Below are 24,504 nucleotides of genomic sequence, written 5' to 3'. Positions count from 1 at the left end.
TTTACCTTGAAATTTAAAAAGTGGCTTTTAACAGGAGTGCTCGTAAGTGGTCTTTGGATCACATCGACTCAACCAACAAATGCCGAAGCAGATGCTTCTATACATAATGAAAGTATTTACGATTTATATGTGGATCGTTATTTCAATAAAGTGATTGCTAACGACTACGATGTGAATGCAAAAGATCCCAATGCATTTGCTGGCGGTGATTTTTTAGGAATTATAGAAAAAATGAATCATATTAAAGATATGGGCTTTACGACAATTTCCATCGGGCCTGTATTTGCAACAGAAACGTATGATGGTAAACGAGTATTGGATTTTAATGAACTTGAAAAAAGATTTGGTACACCTGAGGAATTTGAACAACTAATCAATGAGGCGCATAAACAAAATTTAAAAATAATGGTCGAATTCCCGTTAAATAACTATAGTGTGAATCATCTTTGGAATTCGAAAAGCGATTGGATACTAAGTAAAGAAAATAATGAACTTGTCTTAGATTTAACAAATGAGGAAGTTCAAAAAGCACTTACAAGTACACTGGTTGATTTCGCGAAAAAATATAAGATTGACGGTGTGAAACTATCTGCATTAGAAGGAGCACCTACAGCTTTTATTAACAAAATGATTACAAGCGTAAAAGAAGTACGTGATCCTATGTACGTCATTGCACTAGAAGAATCGGATGCAGATTTCGATGTCCACTATTCCGATCAACTGCTTGTAAATTTTAGAGATGCATTCAAAAACACCGATTTACCTACAGAAAATAGTATATCCACTGATTATAATAATTTATTATTATTCGATAACCTGGATACGGAAAGATTTACCTATTTTAGTGCACTGGAAAACATGTTTCCCCCTACTCGTATTAAAACAGCGATGGGGGCAATGCTGACAATGCCTGGTGTACCTTATATGACATATGGTACAGAGATTGCGATGAATGGGCAAAATGCGCAAGAAAGTCACCAAGTAATGAACTTCCGGGTAGATGAAGAACTAATCGAATATATTAAAGACATTAACTCCATCCGTGATAATTCCGAAACAATGCGTACCGGTAAGATGGAATTGCTCGAAAATAAGGATGGTTATATTGTTTTTAAACGTTATTCTGATGATGAGTCATTTATAGTCGTTGTCAATAATACGAGTGAAACGAAGCGAATCGAATTATCAAGCGATGTTGTGGGAGTAAATAAAGAACTACGCGGCTTGTTCGAATCAGATATCGTACGTCCGTCGGATAACGGTTCCTACCGACTTGTATTAGATCGCGAAATTGTAGAGGTCTATCAAATTAAAGACGATAAAGGTTTAAATAAATCTTATATTTTTGCAATGGCATTAGCGTATTTATTATTCATTGTATTTTTAGTCATCGTTTGGAAAAAAGGGAAGCAAAGAAGACTAGAGCAAGATAAAAATAAAAAATAGTTACAAAAGGAACCCCTTTGACTTCGAGTCAAAGGGGTTTCGATTACGCTAATTTATTTAAGAAAAATAATGCCAGTGTTCCAGGTCCGGTATGTGCAGCAATGGTAGAACCGATAAGATAAATTTCTATCGCTTTCGGTTGAAACTTTTCTTCGATTAATTGTTTTAATGCAAGCGCAGTTTCCTCGTCATCGCCATGACTTATTGCAATCACTTGTTCCTCCAAACGCTCCCCGCGTTCTTCCATCACTTCGATCATGCGCTTGATGACTTTTTTACGACCACGTATTTTTTCAATTGGAACCAATTTTCCTTCTTCCACATGTAAGAGAGGTTTGATGTTCAACAATCCACCGATGAAAGCACTTGCTTTCGAAACCCTTCCACCTTGCGCTAAGTAATCTAAATCTTCAACGGTGAAAAGATGTTCCATATGTTCTGCATTAAATCTAACTTTCTCTTCAATCGTTGATAGGTCTAAGCCTTGGTCTCTTAAATTAACTGCTTCTTTTACTAGAAGACCATAACCAAGCGATGCACATTTTGAATCGATAATCGTTAATTTTAAATCAGGGTATTTTTCAAGTATCTGTTCTCGCATCATTACTGCAGTACTATACGTTCCAGAAAGGGCAGAGGAAAAAGCAACATATAATCCTTCTTCGCCTGATTTTGCAAGTTCTTCAAACACTCTTAAAAAGTTTTCAGGTGAGGCTTGAGACGTTTTAGGATATTTTCCTGCACGAATTTCTTCGTATACTTGTTTGGAATCGATCCCAATAACATCAGCATACTCTTGCTCACCGATATGAACTCGTAATGGTATCAACTCTACATTATGTACCTCATAAAAAGATTTAGGTAAGTCGCTTGCGCTGTCTGCAAATAATCTCATTTTCATCCTCCTAAGTAGTTAGTTTTTGTTTAATTGTAAACGGTCTATTAAGAATTCCGCAATACCGTCATCATTGTTCGTTAAGGTGATTTCGTTTGCAATGTTTTGTAGGGGGGCAATTGCATTTCCCATAGCAACACCTACTCCTGCATATTCAATCATTTCCAAATCATTATCTTCATCTCCAAAAGCAATGATTCGTTCTTTCGGTATATCTAAATAGGAAGAAACATGTGATAATCCAACTGCTTTGTTTAAACCATTTCGAACAATTTCAATGACATCCCAAGGGGCCCCCCATCTGCGATGATCGATAACTTCTGCATGAACATCTTCTAAATGTTTACGCACTTGGTCGACTGATTGTTCTTCCGCATGAATAAGTAAACTTGTAGGGTCACTTTTTAAGAAAGTACGTAAATCCCCAGTTGTTATATGTGGATTGCCTAATGCAAATGCGGACATCATATGTTCATCGTGATAATGTAAGTATACGTCATCTAACACCTCAGCAAGCATGTTTTTAATCGAATAGTTCTGAACAGCTTCCACGACTTCTTTCACTACTTTCAATTCGATTGGTGTATGTATAGTCTGCCAGGATGTATTAGCAGGGTGATGTACAAATGCTCCATTAAAATTGACAATTGGAGTAGTTAGACCAAGCTCTTTATAATACATTTCACTGGATCTATATGGTCTTCCGGTTGCAATCATTACTTCATGTCCTGCTTCTTTTGCTTGAAGTAATGTCTTTTTTGTCTTCTCCGATATAACTTTTTCATCCGTCAATAAAGTCCCATCTAAATCTAATACGATTAAATGACGTTGCATATTAAAACTCCCTCCTATTACTTAAGTAAAGTGTATCGTTTTCAAGTGGGAACGTCAAAATGAATAATCCACTCTTTTTGTAAATTTGCAATTGCTTTGTTAGAATAATATTAAATACAAAAAGGTGGGAAACTAAATGATTGTACAACAAGAGTCATGGGGGAATATTCCTTTATTACATATATATAATGAAACAACAGAAAAGTATTCACCGATTGTCCTTTTTTTACACGGCTTTGAAAGTGCAAAAGAGCATAATCTTCACTATGCCTATCAATTAGTTAACCAGGGTTGTCGAGTCATTTTACCAGATGCTCATTTGCATGGGGAACGAGATGAACAATTGGATAAAGTAGAAATAAGTCTTCGTTTTTGGGAAACGGTGTTGACTTCTATAGAAGAGGTTGGCGTTTTAAAAGAGGAACTTACGAAAAGAGGATACTTAGAAAATCAAAAGATTGGAGTTGCAGGAACCTCCATGGGTGGGATTACGACTTTAGGTTGCCTCACAGCCTATTCTTGGATCGATGCTGCTGTTATCTTGATGGGAACACCAGGATACGTAGAACTTGCAAAAGCACAAATGGAGCAAATAGAACAAAAAGGATTCGAAATACCGTTGACGGATGAAGAAAGAAAAAACATGTTCGACACATTGGCTGCATTCGATGCAACAAATCAAATGGAAAAGCTCGCGGGAAAACCACTCTTTTTCTGGCATGGTCAAAAGGATCCAGTCGTACCTTTCGCACCAACAGCGCATTTTATAAAAGACTTGGAAAAAGAGTATGGAGAAAATAATATAACATTTGTTAAAGAAAAGTCTGCAGGACATGCTGTATCTCGTAGCGGAATGTTAGCGGCAACAAAATGGATGGCAAACAGTTTGGCATAGATACACTAGTTTGTTATGATAAATGAAAGAGATAGAGGAGGTTTTCAAATGGATCAAGATATGAAAGACAGCATGATGTCAGCCCTAGAAAATGTTATTGACCCTGAACTAGGCATTGATATTGTCAATTTAGGTTTAGTATATGATGTAGATTTAACAGAAGAAGGTACTGCAACTGTTACAATGACCTTAACTTCTATCGGTTGCCCAATGGGACCAATGATAGTCGACCAAGTTAAAACAGCACTCGGTGAATTACCAGAAGTAAAAGAAACCGAAGTCAACATCGTCTTTAATCCACCATGGTCAAAAGAAAATATGTCTAGATACGCAAAAATAGCACTAGGCATTAGATAAATAACAAAAGCGCAAGCATCCAGACGATGATCTTGCGCTTTTTTATATAGTTTGGTGGAAATAAATGGCTAAAGGCAACCAAATTGTGTTGAACGCAACCAATTCCATAGTAAGAGCGATCAAATTACTATCGAGCGCAACCATCCGAAACCTAAGAGCAACCAATCGAAACATAAAGGACGCTTCATGTAACAGTACATGAAGCGTCCTTTATTTAATCAATCCGGCAAATATGCAATGGACAATTGTCGCATTCTACTTCAGTGCGTAAAAATTGTAAATCATGTATGGTAAAAATTCCTTTATCAAAAGAGATGATACTTAGTTTTTTTAAATCATTTAGCATCCGATTGACTACTTCTCGGCTCGTTGCACAAAAGTTCGCCAATTCTTGATTTGTTAAAGCATAGTCAATTATTATGCTGCCATCTGATTGCTCTATCCCATATGTGTTAGTAAGGCGAATTAATGTAGAGTAGAGTGCACCTTTTTTACCATGTAACAATAAATCTCTAAAACGAGTTTCATTTTTTAAGTTATGCGTTTGAATAACTTTCATCCATTCCATTATTAATGGAGAGGAAGCAGATAAAAGTTTTTCAAGCTGACTACGGGGTATTACAAGTAAATGAGTAGGTTCATTCGTATGGGCGGTTACAGAGTGATATAATACTTCGCAAAATACGGAAGTTTCCCCTATAAAGGTATTTGGACCTGCAATACGAATCGTTAACACTTGGCCACTTTCTGTATCCTTCGTTATTCGGACAGAGCCGGACTGAATAAGATAGACATCTTCTGCACGTTCACCTTCTAGGAAAACAGGACGATTTTTTTCTATCTTATGTACGGAACCAAATTGCTCAAATAATGAATAAATACCTTGGGGTGTTGAAGTATTATCGTTCATATCAAATCACAACCTTTCCATCTGTATGTTAATAATAGCATATTCAGATGGAAAATCACTTTTCTTTACAAATTTAATCAAAAGATATTATAATCAAATTAGTCAAAGAAGGTCAAACAATTTCAAAAAGGAGATGTTTGGTAATGCAAATGAAACAACAAGATGAAAAAAGTCCTTTAGAAACGTACGGACGTAATTTGGTAACTGCAGTAAAAGAGGGGAAAATGGATCCAGTAATTGGACGAGACCAAGAAATTCGGGACGTCATTCGAATACTATCAAGAAAAACGAAGAATAATCCAGTGTTGATTGGGGAACCAGGTGTAGGTAAAACGGCTATCGTGGAGGGATTGGCACAACGTATTGTACGGAAGGATGTACCAGAAGGATTAAAAGAAAAAGAAATTTTTGAGCTAGATATGAGTTCTTTAATCGCAGGAGCGAAATATCGAGGAGAATTTGAGGAGCGTTTGCAAGCTGTCTTAAAACAAGTGAAGGATAGCGAAGGGCAAATTATTCTATTTATCGATGAAATCCATACAATTGTAGGTGCTGGTAAAACAGACGGTGCGATGGATGCGGGGAATATGTTAAAACCGATGCTTGCTCGTGGAGAACTCCACTGTATTGGAGCTACTACATTAGATGAATATCGTATGTATATTGAAAAAGATCCAGCATTAGAAAGACGTTTCCAACAAGTGATGGTGCGAGAACCGTCTGTCGAAGATACAGTTTCTATATTACGAGGCTTAAAAGAACGCTTTGAACTACATCATGGTGTTCGCATTCATGATCGTGCTATTGTTGCTGCAGCAGAGCTTTCCAATCGGTATATTACGGAGCGTTTTTTACCGGACAAAGCAATTGATTTAGTGGATGAAGCTTGCGCGATGATTCGAACTGAAATTGATTCAATGCCTCTAGAGTTAGATGAAGTAAAAAGAAAAATGATGCAACTGCAAATTGAAGAACAAGCATTAATGAAAGAAAAAGATGCAGCGAGTCAAAAACGTTTAGAAAGTTTACGGAAAGATTTAAAAGATTTAGAGCAGTCTTTCAGTCAAATGGACAATAAATGGACGGAAGAAAAAGAGTCTATTCAATTTATTCAACAGAAACGTGAAGAACTGGACCGATATCGTAGAGAGTTAGAAGAAGCAGAAAATAAATATGATTTAAATAAAGCAGCAGAGCTACGTCACGGAAAAATTCCAACATTAGAAAAGGAATTACATGTATACGAGCAACAGGTAAATGAAGAATCCGATTCGAGATTATTACGAGAAGAAGTGACGGCAGAAGAAATTGCTTCCATTGTTTCCAGATGGACAGGAATACCAGTAACGAAACTTGTTGAAGGGGAGCGGGAAAAACTGTTGCGCTTAAAAGAAACGCTTGGTGAAAGAGTCGTAGGACAAGATCAAGCCGTTCAATTAGTGACTGAAGCAGTATGGCGTGCAAGAGCAGGCATTAAAGATCCTCATAAACCAATTGGTTCTTTCCTGTTTTTAGGACCAACTGGAGTTGGGAAAACGGAGCTTGCTAAATCATTAGCTGCCAATTTATTTGACTCAGAGGAGCATTTTATACGGATTGATATGTCCGAATACATGGAAAAACACAGTGTTTCTCGACTCGTGGGAGCTCCTCCTGGATATATTGGGTATGAAGAAGGTGGCCAGTTAACCGAAGCAGTACGCAGAAATCCTTATTCTGTTGTGTTATTAGACGAAATTGAAAAAGCTCATCCGGATGTTGCGAATATTTTACTGCAACTAATGGATGATGGGAGGATTACAGATAGCCAAGGTCGAATCGTAAATTTTACAAATACAATTGTTATCTTAACTTCCAATATAGGCTCACAATATTTAGCAAATACAACAGGGGTAGTAGGGGAAGAGGAAGAGACGTTAGTCATGTCTTCCTTACGGGAACATTTCAAGCCAGAATTATTAAATCGTATGGACGACATCATTATGTTCCATTCTCTTACAACGCATCATTTTGAAAAAATTGCAGAGAAATATGTAAAACAGCTGCAAAATCGTTTGCAAGAACAAGAAATTACTTTGAAAGTAGAAGACGCGGTCATCAAATGGATTGTGGAAGAGGGTACAGATGCTGCTTTCGGTGCGAGACCATTGAAACGTTTCATTCAACGACATTTAGAAACAGCGGTAGCAAAACTGTTGATCGGAGGTACTGTGTTTCCTGGTGGAACAGTAGTTGCAACGATAGAAGATGGAGAACTGCAACTAGCTTGACGTACTCGCAACATTTCAGACCGTATGCGCAACATAATAAAAAAAGCTTCCCTTTGCGGGAGCTTTTTTTATTAATGTTCAGTTTTAGGCATTGGATCGTTTGGAATGATTGCAGCAATGATAAAGATCATAATAGCAACTGGAATTGACATGATTAGTCCATTTTTAAATATAAAATCTACATTTTGTACAGAACTTACAACATAATTTAACATAGAAACTAAAATAACCGACCAAATTAATGTCATAATATATTTCATGTAATTTCACCTCAGGAGTTAATTTTTACTATATGTATCATACCATACGAAAGGACTTTTCAAAAGAAAATTTGAACATTGAAAGTCTGTTGTTGAAAAATGTACATAAATTCGTTATTATTATTACCAGGTACTAATAATAGATTATAAGAAAAGAGGAACTTTCATGAATGCAGGAATTATTGGGTTAGGCACTTACTCACCTGAAAAAGTATTAACGAATGAAGACCTTGAGAAAATGGTAGATACATCTGATGAATGGATTCGAACTAGAACTGGTATAGAAGAAAGAAGAATTGCAGAAGAAGCAGAAAATACCTCTCACTTAGCGTTCAAAGCTGCTAAAGAGGCAATAAAGGACGCAGGTATTTCCCCTGAACAAATAGGACTTATTTTAGTCGCAACAGTAACACCAGACTATCCATTTCCTAGTGTGTCTACTATGCTACAGCACCAGCTAGGGGCAACCAACGCTGCAGCAATGGATATTTCAGCGGCCTGTGCAGGGTTTATGTATGGTCTAGTTACTGCAAAACAATTTGTAGAGTCTAATACTTACTCGCATGTGCTTGTTGTTGGGGTAGAAAAGCTTTCGAAAATAACAGATTGGGAAGATCGCAATACTGCAGTATTGTTTGGTGACGGAGCAGGGGCTGCCGTAGTAAGTAAAGTTTCTGAAGGTCGTGGTATATTATCTTTTGAGCTTGGTGCAGATGGTAGTGGTGGTAAGCACTTATTCCAAGACGGCGCATACTTGTCGATGAACGGTAGAGAAGTATTCAAGTTTGCTGTTAGACAAATGGGTGAGTCAGCAGTTAATGTTATAGAGAAAGCAGGACTTACTAAAGAAGATATTGATATGTTAATCCCGCATCAGGCAAATATTCGCATAATGGAAGCATCTAGAGAAAGACTAGGCTTACCGGAAGAAAAAATGTCTAAAACGATTCATAAATACGGTAATACGTCATCGGCATCTATCCCTCTTTCTTTAAAAGAAGAAGTAGTAAACGGGAAAGTAAAAGATGATGATATCGTTGTCATGGTTGGTTTTGGCGGCGGGTTGACTTGGGGTGCCATTACCCTAAAATGGGGAAGGTAAATATATAATTTCGAAGGGATGATTATTCATGACGAAACGTAGAGTTGTGGTGACAGGAATTGGAGCTGTTACACCGCTTGGGAATGATATAGAGACTACTTGGGCAGGTATCAAAGAAGGTAAATCGGGCGTTGGTATGCTAACGCGTCTGGATGCCAGTCAATTTTCAGCGAAAGTAGCAGCAGAAGTAAAAGACTTTGATATAGAAAAATATATTGAAAGAAAAGAAGCACGTAAAATGGATCGTTTCACACATTATGCACTTGCTGCTTCCATTATGGCAGTAGAAGACGCTAATCTAACAATTACAGAGGAACTGGGTCTTCGTACAGGAGTATGGATCGGTTCTGGTATTGGTGGAATGGAAACGTATGAAAATCAATTCCGTGTATTTTTAGAAAAAGGTGCACGTCGGGTTAGCCCATTTTTTGTACCGATGATGATTCCAGATATGGCGGCTGGTCAAGTATCTATTCATTTTGGTGCAAAAGCGATTAATTCATGTACGGTTACCGCTTGTGCATCTGGAACTAATTCAATCGGTGATGCGTTTAAAGTAATTGAACGCGGTGATGCAGATGTTATGATTACTGGTGGTGCTGAATCACCGATTACCCATATGTCTGTAGCTGGATTTTGTTCGAATACGGCACTTACGTTGAATACAGATCCACAAACGGCATCTAAGCCATTCGATGCAAATCGCGACGGGTTTGTTATTGGGGAAGGTGCAGGAATTATCATATTAGAAGAATATGAACATGCGGTTGCTCGTGGTGCGAAAATTTATGGAGAGATTATTGGCTACGGCTCTACAGGCGATGCCCACCATATTACTGCACCAGCTCCGGAAGGAGAAGGTGCGGCACGTGCAATGCAACAAGCACTTGAAGATGCAGGCATTAAACCTGAACAAGTCGACTATATTAATGCTCATGGAACGAGTACACCGTATAATGATCACTTCGAAACATTGGCAGTAAAAACTGTTTTTGCTGATCATGCGTATAAATTAGCGATGAGTTCAACAAAATCAATGACTGGACATCTACTAGGAGCAGCAGGTGGGGTAGAAGCAATCTTTACTGTGCTCGCATTACAAGAGGGAATTCTCCCACCAACGATCAATTTAGAAACACCAGATCCTGAATGTGATTTAGATTATGTACCGAATGAAGCTAGAAATGCAAATATCGAGTATGCAATGAGTAATTCACTTGGTTTTGGAGGCCATAATGCAAGTATTTTATTTAAAAAAATATAAGAAATAAGTAAAAAGCATTTCCAAGTTAAAATTTGGGAATGCTTTTTTTTATGAATAAAAATTTTATTCCTTTAAAGCGTTAGTTTAGTAGTGATATAGCGGATAGAGGCGTTTATTTATAAAATAAAATGTCGAAAAATGTCTAATTATCCCTTCATATATATTTATTTTCATTTTTTAGTTTAATCAACAAAACATTGATATTAGTAGGTTTAAGACGATAAAATTAATTTCTAAAAAGAGTAAATAAAGGGAAAATTAAAAATACTTATTGTCTTTGTAATGATATTGTAATAGAATTTCACTTAAGAGAAAGAATATACAGAAAAATATAAAATTTCGAGGTGTACATATGTCTACTAAATTTGTTAAGCAGAAAGAGACACCATTGCTAGAAGTAAGAAATTTGCAAACAGGCTTCAAAATTGATGGAGAATACTATAACGCAGTTGACAATGTTTCATTTCATGTAAACAGACGACAAATCGTAGGAATTGTAGGAGAGTCAGGCTGTGGTAAAAGTGTTATGTCGCTTTCCATTATGCAACTATTAGCACAAGGAATAGGGAAAATCCGAGGTGGGGAGATTACGTTTGAAAACAAATTAATTTCTTCGATGAACGACAATGAGATGAATAAAATTCGAGGAAAAGAAATATCAATGATTTTCCAAGAACCTATGACTTCACTAAATCCTGTATTTACAATTGGATATCAAATACAAGAAGTACTTTTAAACCATGAGAAGATTACTAAAAAAGTCGCCAAACAAAAGGCCATTGCTTTACTAAAAAGCGTTGGTATCCCAAGGGCAGACAAGATTGTAAACGAATATCCGCATCAATTGTCTGGAGGAATGAGACAACGGGTAATGATTGCAATTTCCATTGCTTGCCAACCAAAACTGCTTATAGCAGATGAACCCACAACTGCCTTAGATGTAACAGTTCAAGCACAAATATTAGAGTTATTAAAAGACATACAAGCAGTCAATGAGATGTCCATTATTTTAATCACACATGATTTAGGGGTAGTTGCAGAAATTTGTGATGAAGTCATTGTTATGTATGCTGGGAAGATTGCTGAAAGAGCAAGCGTAATGGAATTATTCGAACATCCAAAGCATCCATATACGCAATTATTAATGAAAGCAATTCCTAAGATGGATGAGGAAGTGGAAAAGCTTGCGACGATTGATGGTTTAGTACCATCAATCAAAGATATGCCGGCTGTTGGTTGTAGATTTTCAAATCGTTGTCCTAATGTAATGCCACAATGCATGCAAGTTACACCAGAACTACAGTCAATAGAGTTAGGACATGAGGTTGCCTGTCATCTCTACGATACTAATATTTTGAAGGAAGTAGGCGTAATATGACAACAAGGGATTCAATACAAACTGAGAAATCAAAATATTCGAACAATGAAGTTCTTCTAGAAATTAAGAATTTAAAACAATATTACCCTATACATGGAGGCTTTTTTAAAAGAGTAATCGGAAATGTTAAAGCGGTAGATGATATTTCTTTTACGATAAATAAAGGGGAAACAATGGGCCTAGTAGGGGAGTCTGGATGTGGAAAGTCAACTACAGGTCGTACAATTTTACGTTTGATGAAACCTACGGGCGGAAAAATCATCTTCGATGGAAAAGACATTACGAAAATATCTGGTAGAGAGCTTCAAAAAGCGAGAAGAGATTTTCAAATGGTATTTCAGGATCCGTATGCATCCCTAAACCCGATGCAAATGGTTGGTAATATTATAGCTGAACCTATTTTAAATTATGAAAAGGGAAATTTGAAAGAACTGGAGACTTATATAAAAGGGCTACTTTTGAAAGTAGGTTTGCCAGAGGCAGCATATTATAAATATGCACATGAGTTTTCTGGTGGTCAAAGGCAGCGTATAGGAATTGCCCGTGCGCTTGCATTAAATCCAAAGCTAATTATTGCCGATGAGCCTGTCTCCGCGCTCGATGTATCCGTGCAATCACAAGTTTTGAATCTCTTAAAAGATTTACAAAAAGAATTGGGTCTTACTTATTTGTTTATTGCGCATGATTTAAGCGTAGTAAAGCATATGAGCGACCGAATCGGAGTAATGTATTTGGGCAATCTCGTTGAGGTCGCTTCAAATAAAGATCTTTACAGTGAACCGCTTCATCCTTATACACAAGCACTTATTTCTGCTATTCCTGAACCTAACCCTTCGGTCAAGAAAGAGCGCATTGTGTTACAGGGAGATGTTCCTAGTCCCGCGAACCCGCCAAGCGGATGTCCGTTTCATACGAGATGTTCAATGGCACAAGAAATTTGTTCAAAGGAGAAACCGACTTTGAAAGAAGTACGTGATGGACATTATGTAGCGTGTGTACTGTATGATCAAAAAAAATAAAATGAAATTTGGGGGGAAAATAATGAACAAGAAGTCTCTATTTTGGCTTATTGCAATGCTGCTAGTTTTTTCAGTATTTTTAGTAGCCTGCAATAGTAAAGAAGAAAGCTCTGAACCAGCTAGCGATGTTAACAAAGAAGAAGATAAAGGAACAGAAACAGCTCCACCTGCGGAAGATGATAAAAAAGGAGGAACGCTCGTTTACGCTATCGACGCACCTCCAGAAGGTCTTTTTAACTATTCTTTCTACGGTATCGCAACGGATGCTGAAGTAATTTCTTTTTTTGACGAAGGTCTTATCAAATACGATGAGAATCTAAGTCCACAACCAAATATAGCTTCATGGGAAACAGAAGACAACAAAAAATTCAAGTTCACATTTAAACAAGGGGTAAAATTCCATAACGGTGATGAACTAACAGTTAACGACTGGGTTTTCACTCTTAAAACTTTAGCTTCACCAGATTATGACGGTCCTCGTTACTCTGCTGTTCAAGATATTGAAGGTGCACCTGCATTCCGTGAAGGAAAAGCAACCGAAATTTCTGGTATAAATATTATTAACGACTACGAAATCGAGATTACTTTCGATAAAGCGCGTGTAAATAACTTAACAAACCTTTGGACATATGTAATGCCTTCAAAAGCATTTGCGGATGTTCCGGTTGCAGAAATGTCTGCACATGAATTAGTAAGAACAAAACCAATTGGTCTAGGTGCATTTAAAGTTAATAAAATCGTTCCAGGTGAGTCTGTCGAGTTTGTTCGAAACGAAGATTATTGGAATGGTGAAGTAAACTTAGACAAAGTTATTCTACGTGTAGTAGATAATACATCGGTTGTTGGGGCATTGCAAAATGGCGATGTTCAAATGATCTCATTACAACCAGTTACAGCTCCAGAAGTTGAAAAATTGGATAATATCGAAATTAAAACAGCTCCAGGCTTATCTTACTATTATGTAGGATTTAAACTTGGAAAGTTTGATAATAATAAATTAGCAATAACAGAAGAAAATCCGAAATATCAAAGTAAACAATTACGTCAAGCCATGATGTATGCGATTAATCGACAAGAGTGGGTAGATGCATTCTTCTTCGGTTATGGGAAACCAGTTAGTAAACCAGTTCCATCTGCCCATTGGATTTCTGCAGATGAGAGCGAACTAAATACGTATGATTATGATCCAGAAAAGGCAAAAGCGTTACTTGATGAAGCTGGATATGTTGATGTAGATGGAGACGGTAAGCGTGAAGATCCAAAAGGTGAAAAGTTTGTTGTTAAATTCTCCCACTATGCAACAGGAAACCCAACTTTTGAAGCTCGTGCAAAAGCGCTAACTCAATATTGGGAAGAAGTAGGTTTAGCGGCTGAAGTTGAAATGACTGATGTTAATTTATACTATGATCTAATTGAAAAAGATGATCCAAGTATTGAAACATTCTTTGGTGGCTGGTCAACAGGTGCAGATCCAGACCCTTCTGCAACTCAAAAGTCTGATCAAATTTGGAACTATACTCGTTATAACAACCCTGAAACAGATAAACTATTAACTGATGCTCTAGATGTGGAAATTGTTGGAACAGATACTGAAAAACGTAAACAACTTTACGTTGAATGGCAAAAAGTTATGAACGAAGAAGTTCCAATGCTTTACATTGCTGAGCTAGAAGAAATTTTAGCAGTAAGCAAAACTGTTGGAGGAGTAACTATAGATGTTTCCGGTACTAATCCACCAGCTGAGTGGTATTTGAATAAATAAAATATTCTTTAACAGATTCAGTGGCATGCAATAGCTTGCCGCTGAATCAATTATAAAGGACTCTTATGCGCGGTAAGTTCCATTTATCTATGGAAGAGAAATGTATCTTACCGTGCTTGAGAGTATGCAGCCAAGTCTAACAGACAAGGGGGAGTATCTTATGTTAAAATATTCGATTCGACGGATTCTTGGAATGATTCCTATGCTTATCCTTATTTCCATAGTCGTATTCACTTTAGCTAAACTAATGCCAGGAGATTCTTTTAGTGGAGAAATTGATCCAAATAATACTGATCCAGCATATATTGAAGAAATGCGTCAAAAAACAGGCTATTATGATCCGATTCCTGTCCAATATTGGAACTGGGTAAGCAATTTTGTTCAAGGAGAATTTGGAAAATCCACTAGATATAAAATACCAGTAGCAGATTTAGTAGCTGAAAAATTACCGAATACAATTTTCTTAGGTCTCACCTCCTTATTACTTACATATATTTTAGCATTTTTTATGGGGATGTATTCTGGAAGAAAACCGTATACTATAGGCGATAATTTAATAGCTGGGTTTAACTATACAGCATTAGCTATACCATCGTTTGTTGCCGCTGTGTTTGCGATATATTTCTTTTCTTTTAAGTTAAATTGGTTCCCTTTTGGAGGTTCTGTAGATATCCTTGTTATGGAAGGTACAGTCGAGTGGTATTTAAGTAAATTACATCATATAGCTTTGCCCGCTATTATTCTAGGTGCTCTTAGTACCGCTTCCTATACACAATTTTTACGAAATGATATTATTGAAAATTCTCGGAAAGATTTTGTTCGTACCGCACGTGCAAAAGGAACGAAAGTATCCAAAATTTATAATGTGCATATTTTGCGAAATTCTATAATTCCTTTAGTTACTTTTTTAGGGTTTGACTTAGTAAGTTTAGTTGGTGGAGCAATTATTGTAGAAGGAATTTTTACTTACCCAGGGATTGGGCAATTGTTTCTAACCTCTGTGAATAGTCGGGATTATCCAACACTAATGACTCTGACAATGATGTTTACATCAATTACATTAATCGGTAACCTAGTAGCTGATATTTTATATGGGGTAGTTGATCCTCGTATCGGATTGGAATAGGGAGGAAGCAAACATGACAACATCAGTAACTATGATTGAGAAAAAAAAGGAAATGAAAAGTCTTTCTCCTTTTGGTATTGCTAAGAGGAAGTTTTTACGAAATAAATTAGCTATGACTAGTGTTGTATTTTTAGCCATTGTAATTATTACTTCTTTACTTGCACCTGTATTAACTTCCTGGTTATCACCAATTGAGGATATAACTAGAGTTAATATTAGCATGATGAGTTTACCACCGAATGGTGATCTTATACTTGGTACTGATAAAAGTGGACGCGATGTATTTGCAAGATTGCTTTATGGAGGAAGAGTTTCCCTATTAGTCGGGGTGTCTGCTACAGTTATTGTAGTACTTCTAGGTTCTACAATTGGAGCAATTGCTGGTTTTTTTGGCGGCAGAATAGATAGTATTCTGATGCGCATAACTGACTTTGTATTAAATTTTCCATTTTTAGTGTTTGTGATCGTCTTAAGCGCTATTTTTCGTGGTAAAGTAGATGGAATCTGGATATTGGTTGGGGTTATAGGATTGCTTAGCTGGGGAGGGGGAGCTCGTTTAATCCGCAGTAAAATTTTAGCGGAAAAAGAAAACGAATATATATTAGCAGCTATTTCAATTGGTTGTAGCCCAGCAAAAGTAATTTTAAAGCATTTAATTCCCAATGTCGTTTCTACAATAATAGTACAAGGTACATTACTTTTTGCGGGAATGATTGTAATTGAGTCTGCTTTAAGCTATTTAGGTTTTGGTGTGCCGCAAGAAACACCAAGTTGGGGGAATATGCTTGCTTATGCAAATGAACCAGATGTCCTTCAAGGTAAGCCTTGGATGTGGATGCCCCCTGCTCTAGTTATTGTATTTACTATTTTATCGATTAACTTTATAGGAGAAGGTCTAAAGGATGCATTCAATCCTAAATCCTTACGATAATTTCTAAATAAAAAACCGTTCCTAGACGAAAGTTTAGGGACGGTTTTTCATATGGTTTAAGAAGGATGTGATACATATGAGATTTCTATTATTTTTAATCAGTTACGGAATTGCGGTTATTAGCTGCTCCAATTTAGTACTTTTTCTAAACTTTTTATCTTTAGGCTACTCATTGGATTCTGTTCTCGTTTATATGCTAAGGTCTAAGGAATTCATCATTCTTTGTTCAGCGCTTTTAACATTGACAATTATCGTCTTCTACCGAGGCCCATTGCGGCTTCCATCTTAATTAGAGTTGCATTGGCAAGGGAGTTTGCTTTTTCTGCTCCTCTGTCTAATATTTCATCAAGCTCCGTGGAATTTAGTAATTCCTCATATCGTGCTTGTATTGGAGCAAGATGTTCAATAATTGCTTGTGCGACAGAAGCTTTAAAATCACCATAACCTTTTCCGGCATATTTTTGTACAAGCGATTCTACAGTTACATTAGTTAACGCGGCTTCAATAGTTAACAAATTAGATACACCAGGTTTGTTTTCGACGTCAAATGTTACAACGCCTTCTGAATCCGTAACCGAGCTTTTTATTTTTTTCTCGATTTCTTTTGGAGTATCTAAAATACGAATCGTTGCTTTTTGATTTGGATCCGATTTGCTCATTTTCTTTAAAGGATCTTGGAGAGATTTTATACGCGCACCATTCTTAGGAAGCTGTATTTCTGGAATAGTTAATATTTCTCCGTATTTCTTATTAAATCTTTCTGCTAAATCACGAGTTATTTCTAAATGTTGTTTTTGATCATCGCCAACGGGTACGATATCTGTTTGATATAAAAGAATATCCGCTGCCATCAATGGAGGGTATGTTAGTAATGCCGCAGAAACAGCATCTTTTCCTGCTGATTTGTCTTTAAATTGAGTCATTCTTTCTAATTCCCCAATGTAGGAAATACATTGCATAATCCAACCAGCTTGTGCATGTGCTGGTACCTCGGATTGAATAAACAAGGTGGATTTTTCGGGATCGATTCCCACGGCAATATATAAAGCAGCAAGGGAACGGATATGTTTGCGTAGCTCCTCTGGATTTTGTGGAACTGTGATCGCATGTTGGTCCACTATACAAAATATGCAATCATAATCATACTGTAAAGTAGTAAATTGTCTAAATGCACCAATATAATTACCTAGTGTAATAATGCCTGTCGGCTGTACGCCTGAAAAGATTTTCTTCATGTTTTTTCCTCCTTAATATTTTTGTTCGAACAAAATAAAAAAACATCATGCATCCCTATAAAAAGGGACGAATGATGTTAAATCCGTGGTACCACCCAGCTTGCTAATAATAAATTAGCCACTCTTCTTCGTAACGTGAAGGAGACGGTATGTGCTACTTAGATGTTCACACATACTGCTCGGAAGCCCATTCTATTTGATGTATGATCTGTTTGCACCAACCACAGATTCTCTTTTCATACATAACCAAATATACTTTTCTTCGTCAAAGCTCAGCTATATTGTTTTGAACATTATAATATAGAAGAAACTCGAAAATCAAGTCGAAGATCTAACGATAATGAAAGAGCAATGCAATACACATACATAATAGGCTAGATAACCCTAATGCAATAATTGGCTTAAACGGAAAAGAAAAAACTTCCGAAGGCAACCGCATTTTATTCACATCATCCTTCATTCTCTTTGGAGTAAATATTTTTCTACTACTTTCAATAAAAAAATCAAAAAAACCACCAGAAACCACATATGCCAATAAACCAAAAAAGGTAATTATTCCTCCTACGTAGAAAGACATATTTGCATAAGAAACTAGGCTAATTTTTCCATTAAATAAAAACATTAGTATTAAAATAAGGAGTTGCAAACCTAAAAAATAGTAAATTCTCTTCTTCATATTTCACCTCTACAATATTCGATTATAGAAGATTAGAAAAAAATAATCAAAAGTTTCATCAATATTCTGTAAAAAAATTGAAAAATGATTTCCAAACTTTCTCAATTGTTAGGACAATGTAATGATTTTGTTACTGAATTGTAAAAATATTTTAGAAAAACCTGTACAAGTTTCGCAGAAAATGTATAATAATTATTGTAATGAATTTTTCAGAATATTTAAAGGGGGGTTATTCTTTTGAAGAATAGCAAATTTGCATGGCTTTTAAGCCTATTGTTAGTTGTTGCTCTATTCCTAGCTGCATGTGGCGGCGATAAAGAAGAAGGCAAAGAAACAACTACAGACAAAGAAAAAGATGATGCAACAAAGACAGAAGAACCAGAAGTGGCTGCGGACGAAGAACAAGTACTTAACTTAGTTATGGGTGCTGAGATTCCAACAATGGATTCTGCACTTGCAACAGACTCAGTTGGTTTTGATCTTTTAAACAACGTAAATGAAGGTTTATACCGTTTAAATCAAGAAAACATTGCTGAGCCAGCAATCTCTGATGGTGAACCAACAGTTTCTGAAGACGGTTTAGTATATACGTTTAAATTACGTGATGCAAAATGGTCTGACGGTTCTGCTGTAACTGCAAATGATTTCGAATTTGCTTGGAAACGTGCTATGAACCCAGATACTGCTTCTGAATACGGTCCATACATGATGAATGGTGTTATTAAAAACGCTACTGAAATTTCTGAAGGAGCTATGGAATACACTGAACTTGGTGTTAAAGCTGTAGATGAAAAAACATTAGAAGTAACACTTGAAAAACCAATTCCTTATTTCTTATCACTAATGTCATTTGGAACATTCTTACCACAAAAAGAAGAATTCGTTACAGCGCAAGGTGATAACTATGCGAAAAATTCTGAAGCACTTTTATACAATGGACCATTCACACTTTCTGGTTGGGATGGAACAGGTTTAACTTGGCAATTACTTAAAAACGAAGAGTATTGGGATAAAGATAATGTAAAACTTACTCAAATCAACTATGATGTAGTAAAAGAAACTGCTACTGCAGTTAACTTATATACAAATGGTGAAAAAGATCGTACTGGTCTTTCTGGTGAATATGCAATGCAATATGCTGCGGATCCAGACTTATTAAATGAATCTGATACTTCAGTATTCTATTTCAAATTTAACCAAGAACGTAATGGAAAGAAATCTCCACTTGCAAACGTAAATATTCGTGAAGCAATTTCTAAAGGATTCAATAAAGAAGATTTAGCTAATGTAGTATTAGCAAACGGATCTACTGCAGCATACTCTTTCATTCCAAGAGACTTTGCTTTTGATGAAGATGGAAATGACTTCCGTGATGTAAACGGAGATATGGCTAAATTTAATGCAGAAGAAGCACAAGCTGCTTTTGCAAAAGGTTTAGAAGAACTAGGTGTTAAAGAACTTACGTTAGAAATTCTTGGTGGAGACTCTGATCTTGCTAAGAAAATGGATGAGTACTTGAAATCTGAATTAGAAAAGAACTTACCAGGTCTAAAAATTACACTTAAAGAAGTACCATTCTCAGTACGTCTTGACTTAGACACAAACCAAGATTACGATATCCAAAATGCTGGATGGGGTCCTGACTACCAAGATCCATTCACTTTCTTAAGCTTATGGGAAACTGGCGGCGGTAATAACCAAATGTCATATTCAAACCCTGAGTACGATAAATTATTAAAAGATATCAATGGTTCATTAGCAATGGATCCTGCAGCTCGTTGGGAAGCTATGGCTAAAGCTGAAAAAATCATCGTAGATCAAGATTATGCGGTTGCACCAATCTATCAACGTGGTTTAATGTTCTTAGTAAAACCATATGTTAAAGGTATTGTTTCTCACCCATTCGGTGGAGACTATAGCTACAAATGGGCTTATATCGAAGGTAAAAACTAAGAAGTTGTAGGCAAAAAATCTCATAGACAGAGAGTATATGGCATCCTTTTTGGGTCATATACTCTCTTTTTAAATGAAACAGAATTCACGAAATATTTTATTATTTCGAGGTAAATATTTCTATGAATTTAAATGTTTCTGTTTTATAAGAATTATAGTATGATACTTTCATAGTAAATATTTATATAGGAGGTGCGAAGATGGCAAAATATATTATTCGACGTGTTATATATATGGTTATAACGTTTTTCCTGATTGCGACAGCTACATTCTTCCTAATGAAGGCGCTTCCAGGATCCCCGATAAGTTCCGCTTCTAAACTATCCCCTTCACAGCTCGCGATAGTGGAAGCGAAATATGGATTAGATGAGCCGGTGGCAGTACAATACGGTAAGTATATGGTAAACCTAGTTAAAGGTGATCTAGGTAACTCATTCCAATTTAAAAATGCAAGTGTCACTGAATTAATTATTAAACGTTTAGGACCATCTTTTCAAATTGGAGCTCAAGGATTGGTACTTGGTGTGGCGATAGGAATTTTATTAGGTATGGTTGCCGCATTACGACAAAATACCATTTGGGATTACGGTAGTACTTTTATTGCTATTGTCGGTATCTCTATTCCATCTTTCGTTTTTGCAACATATTTACAGTATTGGTTTGGTGTTAAATTAGAATGGTTCCCTGTAGCATTATGGAAAGACGGATGGATGTCGAGTGTTCTACCTTCCATTGCGTTAGCAATGGGACCACTTGCGACAGCATCTCGTTTTATCAGAACGGAAATGATAGAAGTATTAAGTTCTGATTATATTACACTAGCAAAATCTAAAGGTGCGTCTGGATTCGAAGTAGCTTTTAAACACGCATTCCGAAATGCTTTAATTCCATTGGTTACAGTTCTTGGGCCATTGGCTGCTGGATTATTAACTGGTTCGTTAGTTATTGAACAAATCTTTGCAGTACCGGGAATTGGTGAGCAATTCGTTAAATCGATTATGTCCGACGACTATTCAATTATTATGGGAACAACATTGTTCTATTCTGCGTTCTTAATTGTTGTAATATTCCTAGTAGATATTCTTTACGGAATTATCGACCCACGTATTCGTTTATCAGGAGGTAATAATTAATGAGTTTAGATACAAAAAAACTACCTGCTGATTCATTTGAACAAGTTCATATTGATAGTACCCATGCTGAGCGTATTACTAAACCTAGTATGAGCTTTTGGCAAGATGCTTGGTTGCGAATCCGAAAAAATAAAGCAGCGATTGTAAGTATGTTTCTTTTGGCTTTCATCATTATCATGTCATTTGTAGGTCCGATGATTAGCCCACATGATGCGCAAACGCAAACATTAACACATGCTAATTTACCTCCAAAAGTTCCTGGTCTTGAAAAGTTAGGGATTTTTGATGGAGAAGGCAAGATGGCTGGTAAAAAGGTAGACATGTACGAATTGAAAAAAGTAGACACTTATTATTGGTTTGGTACTGATGGATTAGGACGAGATATGTTCTCACGTGTTTGGAAAGGTACACAAATCTCGTTATTTATCGCATTTGTCGCTGCTATAATCGATATGGTCATTGGAGTTGCCTACGGTGGTATTTCTGGATACTACGGAGGTCGTGTGGACGATGTAATGCAACGTATTGTAGAAATTCTATATGGTATTCCTACATTAGTAATAGTTATTTTGATGATATTGTTCATGGACCCAGGGCTTACTGCGATTATTATCGCGATAACCATTACAGGTTGGATTGGTATGTCCCGTGTTGTACGTGGACAAGTATTGAAATTTAAAAACCAAGAGTTTGTACTTGCGTCTAGAACGCTAGGGGCAGGTAATGGTCGTATTATTTCTAAGCATATTTTACCGAATATTTTAGGGATTATTATTATTAACACTATGTTTACAATTCCTGGAGCAATTTTCTTTGAAGCCTTTTTAAGCTTTATTGGAATTGGACTACAACCACCAACCGCTTCACTAGGTACACTAATAAATGATGGATACAAATTAGTACAGTTCCAACCTCATATTCTAGTGTTCCCAGCGATTATTATTAGTGTATTAATGATTGCATTTAACCTATTAGGTGATGGTTTACGTGATGCATTTGATCCGAAGATGAAAGACTAAAGGAGGAAAGCGAAAATGGAAAAAATATTAGAAGTTAAAGACCTAGAGCTTTCCTTCCACACTTTTGCGGGAGAAGTTAAAGCCATTCGTGGTGTGAATTTCGATCTTTTAAAAGGGGAAACCCTTGCAATTGTTGGAGAGTCTGGCTCTGGTAAATCTGTAACGACAAAGTCAATTATGCGTCTGTTGCCTGAACATAGTTCTGAATTTAAAAATGGACAAATCTTATTTGGTGGAAAAGATCTAACGAAATTATCTGATAAAGAGATGCAAAAAATTCGTGGAAAAGACATTTCGATGATTTTCCAAGATCCAATGACATCATTGAATCCAACGATGACAATTGGCAATCAAATTATGGAGCCAATTTTAAAACATAGAAAAGTAAGTAAGTCAGAAGCTCGTAAAGTAGCTATCGACTTATTGCGTTTAGTAGGTATGCCTAAACCAGAAGCACGTATTAAACAATATCCTCACCAATTTTCTGGTGGTCAGCGCCAACGTATTGTTATTGCAATTGCGCTTGCATGTAATCCGCAAATTCTTATTGCCGATGAACCTACAACGGCTTTAGATGTTACTATTCAAGCACAAATTCTTGAACTGATGAAGGATTTGCAGAAAAAGATTGATACTTCTATTATCTTCATTACGCATGATTTAGGAGTAGTAGCAAATGTTGCTGACCGAGTTGCTGTAATGTATGGAGGCAAAATTGTGGAAATTGGTACCGTGGATGAGATTTTCTATAATCCACAACATCCTTATACTTGGGGATTATTAAGCTCTATGCCTTCATTAGATGCGGAAGAAGAAAAATTATACGCAATTCCAGGTACTCCACCTGATCTATTGCATCCTCCAAAAGGAGATGCATTTGCACTTCGTAGTGAATATGCACTTAAAATTGATTTAGAAGAAGCACCGCCATTTTTTAAAGTTAGTGATACACATTATGCTGCTACATGGTTATTACATCCAGAAGCACCACAAGTGGAGCCGCCACTCGCAATCGTGGAGCGTATGAAAAAGTATCCAGGAAGTCGCTATTATGAAGGAACTGAAGGAGGTGCTTACTAATGGCTGAAAAATTACTAGAAATCAAAAATTTAAAGCAATATTTCAATCAAGGTAAGCCAAATGAAGTTCGTGCTGTTGATGATGTTAGCTTTGATATATACAAAGGAGAAACATTAGGATTAGTTGGAGAATCAGGATGCGGAAAATCTACTACAGGACGTACGATTATCCGTCTATATGATGCTACAGATGGTGAAGTAATCTATGATGGTATTAACGTACATGATAAAAAATCTAAAAAAGATTTAAAAATATTTAATCGTAAAATGCAAATGATTTTCCAAGATCCATATGCTTCACTGAATCCACGTATGAAAGTATTGGATATTATTGCAGAGGGATTGGATATTCATGGTCTTGTGAAAAATCCCAAGGAACGCAAAGAGCGTGTTGTAGAACTCTTAGAGACTGTGGGATTGAATAGAGAGCATGCTGATCGATACGCACATGAATTCTCTGGTGGTCAACGTCAACGCCTAGGTATTGCAAGAGCACTAGCAGTGAATCCTGAATTTATCATTGCGGACGAGCCAATATCAGCACTTGACGTTTCAATTCAAGCTCAAGTCGTTAACTTAATGAAAGAACTGCAAAAGGAGAAAGGATTAACTTATTTATTCATCGCGCATGATTTATCAATGGTTAAATATATTTCCGATCGTATTGGAGTTATGTACTTTGGTAAACTTGTGGAGCTAGCTCCTGCAGAAGAATTATATGCGAATCCTTTGCATCCGTACACGCAGTCTCTTTTATCTGCTATTCCACTTCCGGATCCAAATTATGAGCGGACTCGTGTACGTAAATCATACGATCCAGCATCCCATAAATATATGGATGGGGAAGAAGTGAAAATGCGAGAAGTTACACCAGGGCACTTTGTATATTGTTCTGAAAAAGAACTAGAAAATTTAAAAGCAATTTCCCAATCACGCGTATAATTTTGTCGGTCATCCTAC

At 36.5% G+C, this 24,504-nt stretch carries 22 protein-coding genes and 1 other annotated feature; of the genes, 16 read left to right on the top strand and 6 right to left on the bottom strand.

Annotation, left to right across the window (positions count from 1 at the left end; all coding sequences use genetic code 11):
* Positions 1-6 precede the first annotated feature (6 nt).
* Entirely contained in the window at positions 7-1,446 is a 1,440-nt protein-coding gene (locus FS486_RS01655) for an alpha-amylase family glycosyl hydrolase (protein WP_144509513.1), read from the top strand.
* Positions 1,447-1,489: 43 nt separating this feature from the next.
* On the opposite strand, the gene FS486_RS01650 is transcribed toward FS486_RS01655, so the two are convergent.
* Together FS486_RS01650 and FS486_RS01645 are read right to left on the bottom strand one after the other, a co-directional pair.
* On the bottom strand, positions 1,490-2,341 hold the full coding sequence (locus FS486_RS01650) for a DegV family protein (RefSeq protein WP_144509512.1): 852 nt from the start codon (positions 2,339-2,341) through the stop codon (positions 1,490-1,492).
* Between the two features lie 18 nt (positions 2,342-2,359).
* Positions 2,360-3,175 (bottom strand): Cof-type HAD-IIB family hydrolase, encoded by an 816-nt coding sequence (locus FS486_RS01645; RefSeq protein WP_144509511.1) that lies wholly within the window; start codon positions 3,173-3,175, stop codon positions 2,360-2,362.
* A gap of 136 nt (positions 3,176-3,311) precedes the next feature.
* Between FS486_RS01645 and FS486_RS01640 the strand changes: the two genes are divergently transcribed.
* Positions 3,312-4,070 (top strand): prolyl oligopeptidase family serine peptidase, encoded by a 759-nt coding sequence (locus tag FS486_RS01640; protein WP_144509510.1) that lies wholly within the window; start codon positions 3,312-3,314, stop codon positions 4,068-4,070.
* A gap of 48 nt (positions 4,071-4,118) precedes the next feature.
* Positions 4,119-4,427, top strand: coding sequence for a metal-sulfur cluster assembly factor (locus FS486_RS01635; protein ID WP_144509509.1), 309 nt, complete (start codon positions 4,119-4,121; stop codon positions 4,425-4,427).
* Positions 4,428-4,641: 214 nt separating this feature from the next.
* On the opposite strand, the gene FS486_RS01630 is transcribed toward FS486_RS01635, so the two are convergent.
* A complete protein-coding gene (locus tag FS486_RS01630) occupies positions 4,642-5,337 on the bottom strand; it encodes a Crp/Fnr family transcriptional regulator (RefSeq protein WP_144509508.1) in 696 nt (231 codons plus the stop codon).
* Positions 5,338-5,480: 143 nt separating this feature from the next.
* Between FS486_RS01630 and FS486_RS01625 the strand changes: the two genes are divergently transcribed.
* Positions 5,481-7,607: an ATP-dependent Clp protease ATP-binding subunit gene (locus FS486_RS01625; protein WP_144509507.1), complete on the top strand. Its 2,127-nt coding sequence runs from the start codon at positions 5,481-5,483 to the stop codon at positions 7,605-7,607.
* A gap of 71 nt (positions 7,608-7,678) precedes the next feature.
* Here FS486_RS01625 and FS486_RS01620 read toward each other — a convergent pair whose 3' ends face one another.
* A complete protein-coding gene (locus FS486_RS01620) occupies positions 7,679-7,867 on the bottom strand; it encodes a YjzD family protein (protein ID WP_144509506.1) in 189 nt (62 codons plus the stop codon).
* Positions 7,868-8,033: 166 nt separating this feature from the next.
* On the opposite strand from FS486_RS01620, the gene FS486_RS01615 reads away from it, so the two are divergent.
* The 7 genes from FS486_RS01615 (at position 8,034) to opp4C (ending at position 16,449) form a co-directional block, all read left to right on the top strand.
* Positions 8,034-8,969, top strand: coding sequence for a beta-ketoacyl-ACP synthase III (locus FS486_RS01615; protein WP_144509505.1), 936 nt, complete (start codon positions 8,034-8,036; stop codon positions 8,967-8,969).
* 28 nt (positions 8,970-8,997) lie between these two features.
* A complete protein-coding gene (gene fabF, locus FS486_RS01610) occupies positions 8,998-10,233 on the top strand; it encodes a beta-ketoacyl-ACP synthase II (RefSeq protein ID WP_144509504.1) in 1,236 nt (411 codons plus the stop codon).
* A gap of 352 nt (positions 10,234-10,585) precedes the next feature.
* Entirely contained in the window at positions 10,586-11,611 is a 1,026-nt protein-coding gene (locus tag FS486_RS01605; protein WP_144509503.1) for an ABC transporter ATP-binding protein, read from the top strand.
* Positions 11,608-12,630: an ABC transporter ATP-binding protein gene (locus FS486_RS01600; RefSeq protein WP_144509502.1), complete on the top strand. Its 1,023-nt coding sequence runs from the start codon at positions 11,608-11,610 to the stop codon at positions 12,628-12,630. Before FS486_RS01605 ends, FS486_RS01600 begins: the two co-directional genes overlap by 4 nt.
* Before the next feature lie 22 nt (positions 12,631-12,652).
* Positions 12,653-14,392, top strand: coding sequence for an oligopeptide ABC transporter substrate-binding protein (opp4A, locus tag FS486_RS01595; RefSeq protein ID WP_144509501.1), 1,740 nt, complete (start codon positions 12,653-12,655; stop codon positions 14,390-14,392).
* A gap of 160 nt (positions 14,393-14,552) precedes the next feature.
* Complete coding sequence (gene opp4B, locus FS486_RS01590) at positions 14,553-15,518, top strand: oligopeptide ABC transporter permease (RefSeq protein ID WP_144509500.1); 966 nt, start codon at positions 14,553-14,555, stop codon at positions 15,516-15,518.
* Positions 15,519-15,531: 13 nt separating this feature from the next.
* Entirely contained in the window at positions 15,532-16,449 is a 918-nt protein-coding gene (opp4C, locus tag FS486_RS01585) for an oligopeptide ABC transporter permease (protein WP_144509499.1), read from the top strand.
* 248 nt (positions 16,450-16,697) lie between these two features.
* Here the strand turns inward: opp4C and trpS are convergent, their stop codons facing one another.
* Together trpS and FS486_RS01575 are read right to left on the bottom strand one after the other, a co-directional pair.
* Complete coding sequence (trpS, locus tag FS486_RS01580) at positions 16,698-17,684, bottom strand: tryptophan--tRNA ligase (RefSeq protein WP_144509498.1); 987 nt, start codon at positions 17,682-17,684, stop codon at positions 16,698-16,700.
* 60 nt (positions 17,685-17,744) lie between these two features.
* Positions 17,745-17,962: a binding site (T-box leader), on the bottom strand.
* 53 nt (positions 17,963-18,015) lie between these two features.
* On the bottom strand, positions 18,016-18,360 hold the full coding sequence (locus tag FS486_RS01575; protein ID WP_144509497.1) for a DUF3899 domain-containing protein: 345 nt from the start codon (positions 18,358-18,360) through the stop codon (positions 18,016-18,018).
* A 237-nt stretch (positions 18,361-18,597) separates the two neighbouring features.
* Here FS486_RS01575 and FS486_RS01570 point away from each other — a divergent pair, with 237 nt between their 5' ends.
* The 5 genes from FS486_RS01570 (at position 18,598) to FS486_RS01550 (ending at position 24,486) form a co-directional block, all read left to right on the top strand.
* Positions 18,598-20,313, top strand: a complete 1,716-nt coding sequence (locus FS486_RS01570) for a peptide ABC transporter substrate-binding protein (RefSeq protein ID WP_144509496.1) — start codon at positions 18,598-18,600, stop codon at positions 20,311-20,313.
* A 200-nt stretch (positions 20,314-20,513) separates the two neighbouring features.
* Positions 20,514-21,446: an oligopeptide ABC transporter permease gene (opp3b, locus tag FS486_RS01565; protein ID WP_144509495.1), complete on the top strand. Its 933-nt coding sequence runs from the start codon at positions 20,514-20,516 to the stop codon at positions 21,444-21,446.
* A complete protein-coding gene (gene opp3C / locus FS486_RS01560) occupies positions 21,446-22,465 on the top strand; it encodes an oligopeptide ABC transporter permease (protein WP_144509494.1) in 1,020 nt (339 codons plus the stop codon). The genes opp3b and opp3C overlap by 1 nt, the downstream gene beginning before the upstream one ends.
* Before the next feature lie 15 nt (positions 22,466-22,480).
* Positions 22,481-23,545 (top strand): ABC transporter ATP-binding protein, encoded by a 1,065-nt coding sequence (locus FS486_RS01555; RefSeq protein WP_144509493.1) that lies wholly within the window; start codon positions 22,481-22,483, stop codon positions 23,543-23,545.
* Positions 23,545-24,486: an ABC transporter ATP-binding protein gene (locus tag FS486_RS01550; protein WP_144509492.1), complete on the top strand. Its 942-nt coding sequence runs from the start codon at positions 23,545-23,547 to the stop codon at positions 24,484-24,486. The genes FS486_RS01555 and FS486_RS01550 overlap by 1 nt, the downstream gene beginning before the upstream one ends.
* Positions 24,487-24,504 lie beyond the last annotated feature (18 nt).

The sequence above is a fragment of the Bacillus sp. FJAT-22090 genome (assembly GCF_007676755.1).
Lineage (GTDB): Bacteria > Bacillota > Bacilli > Bacillales_A > Planococcaceae > Psychrobacillus.
The sequence above is the reverse complement of the archived record's forward strand: the minus strand, read 5'-3'. Positions and strand labels throughout refer to the sequence as shown.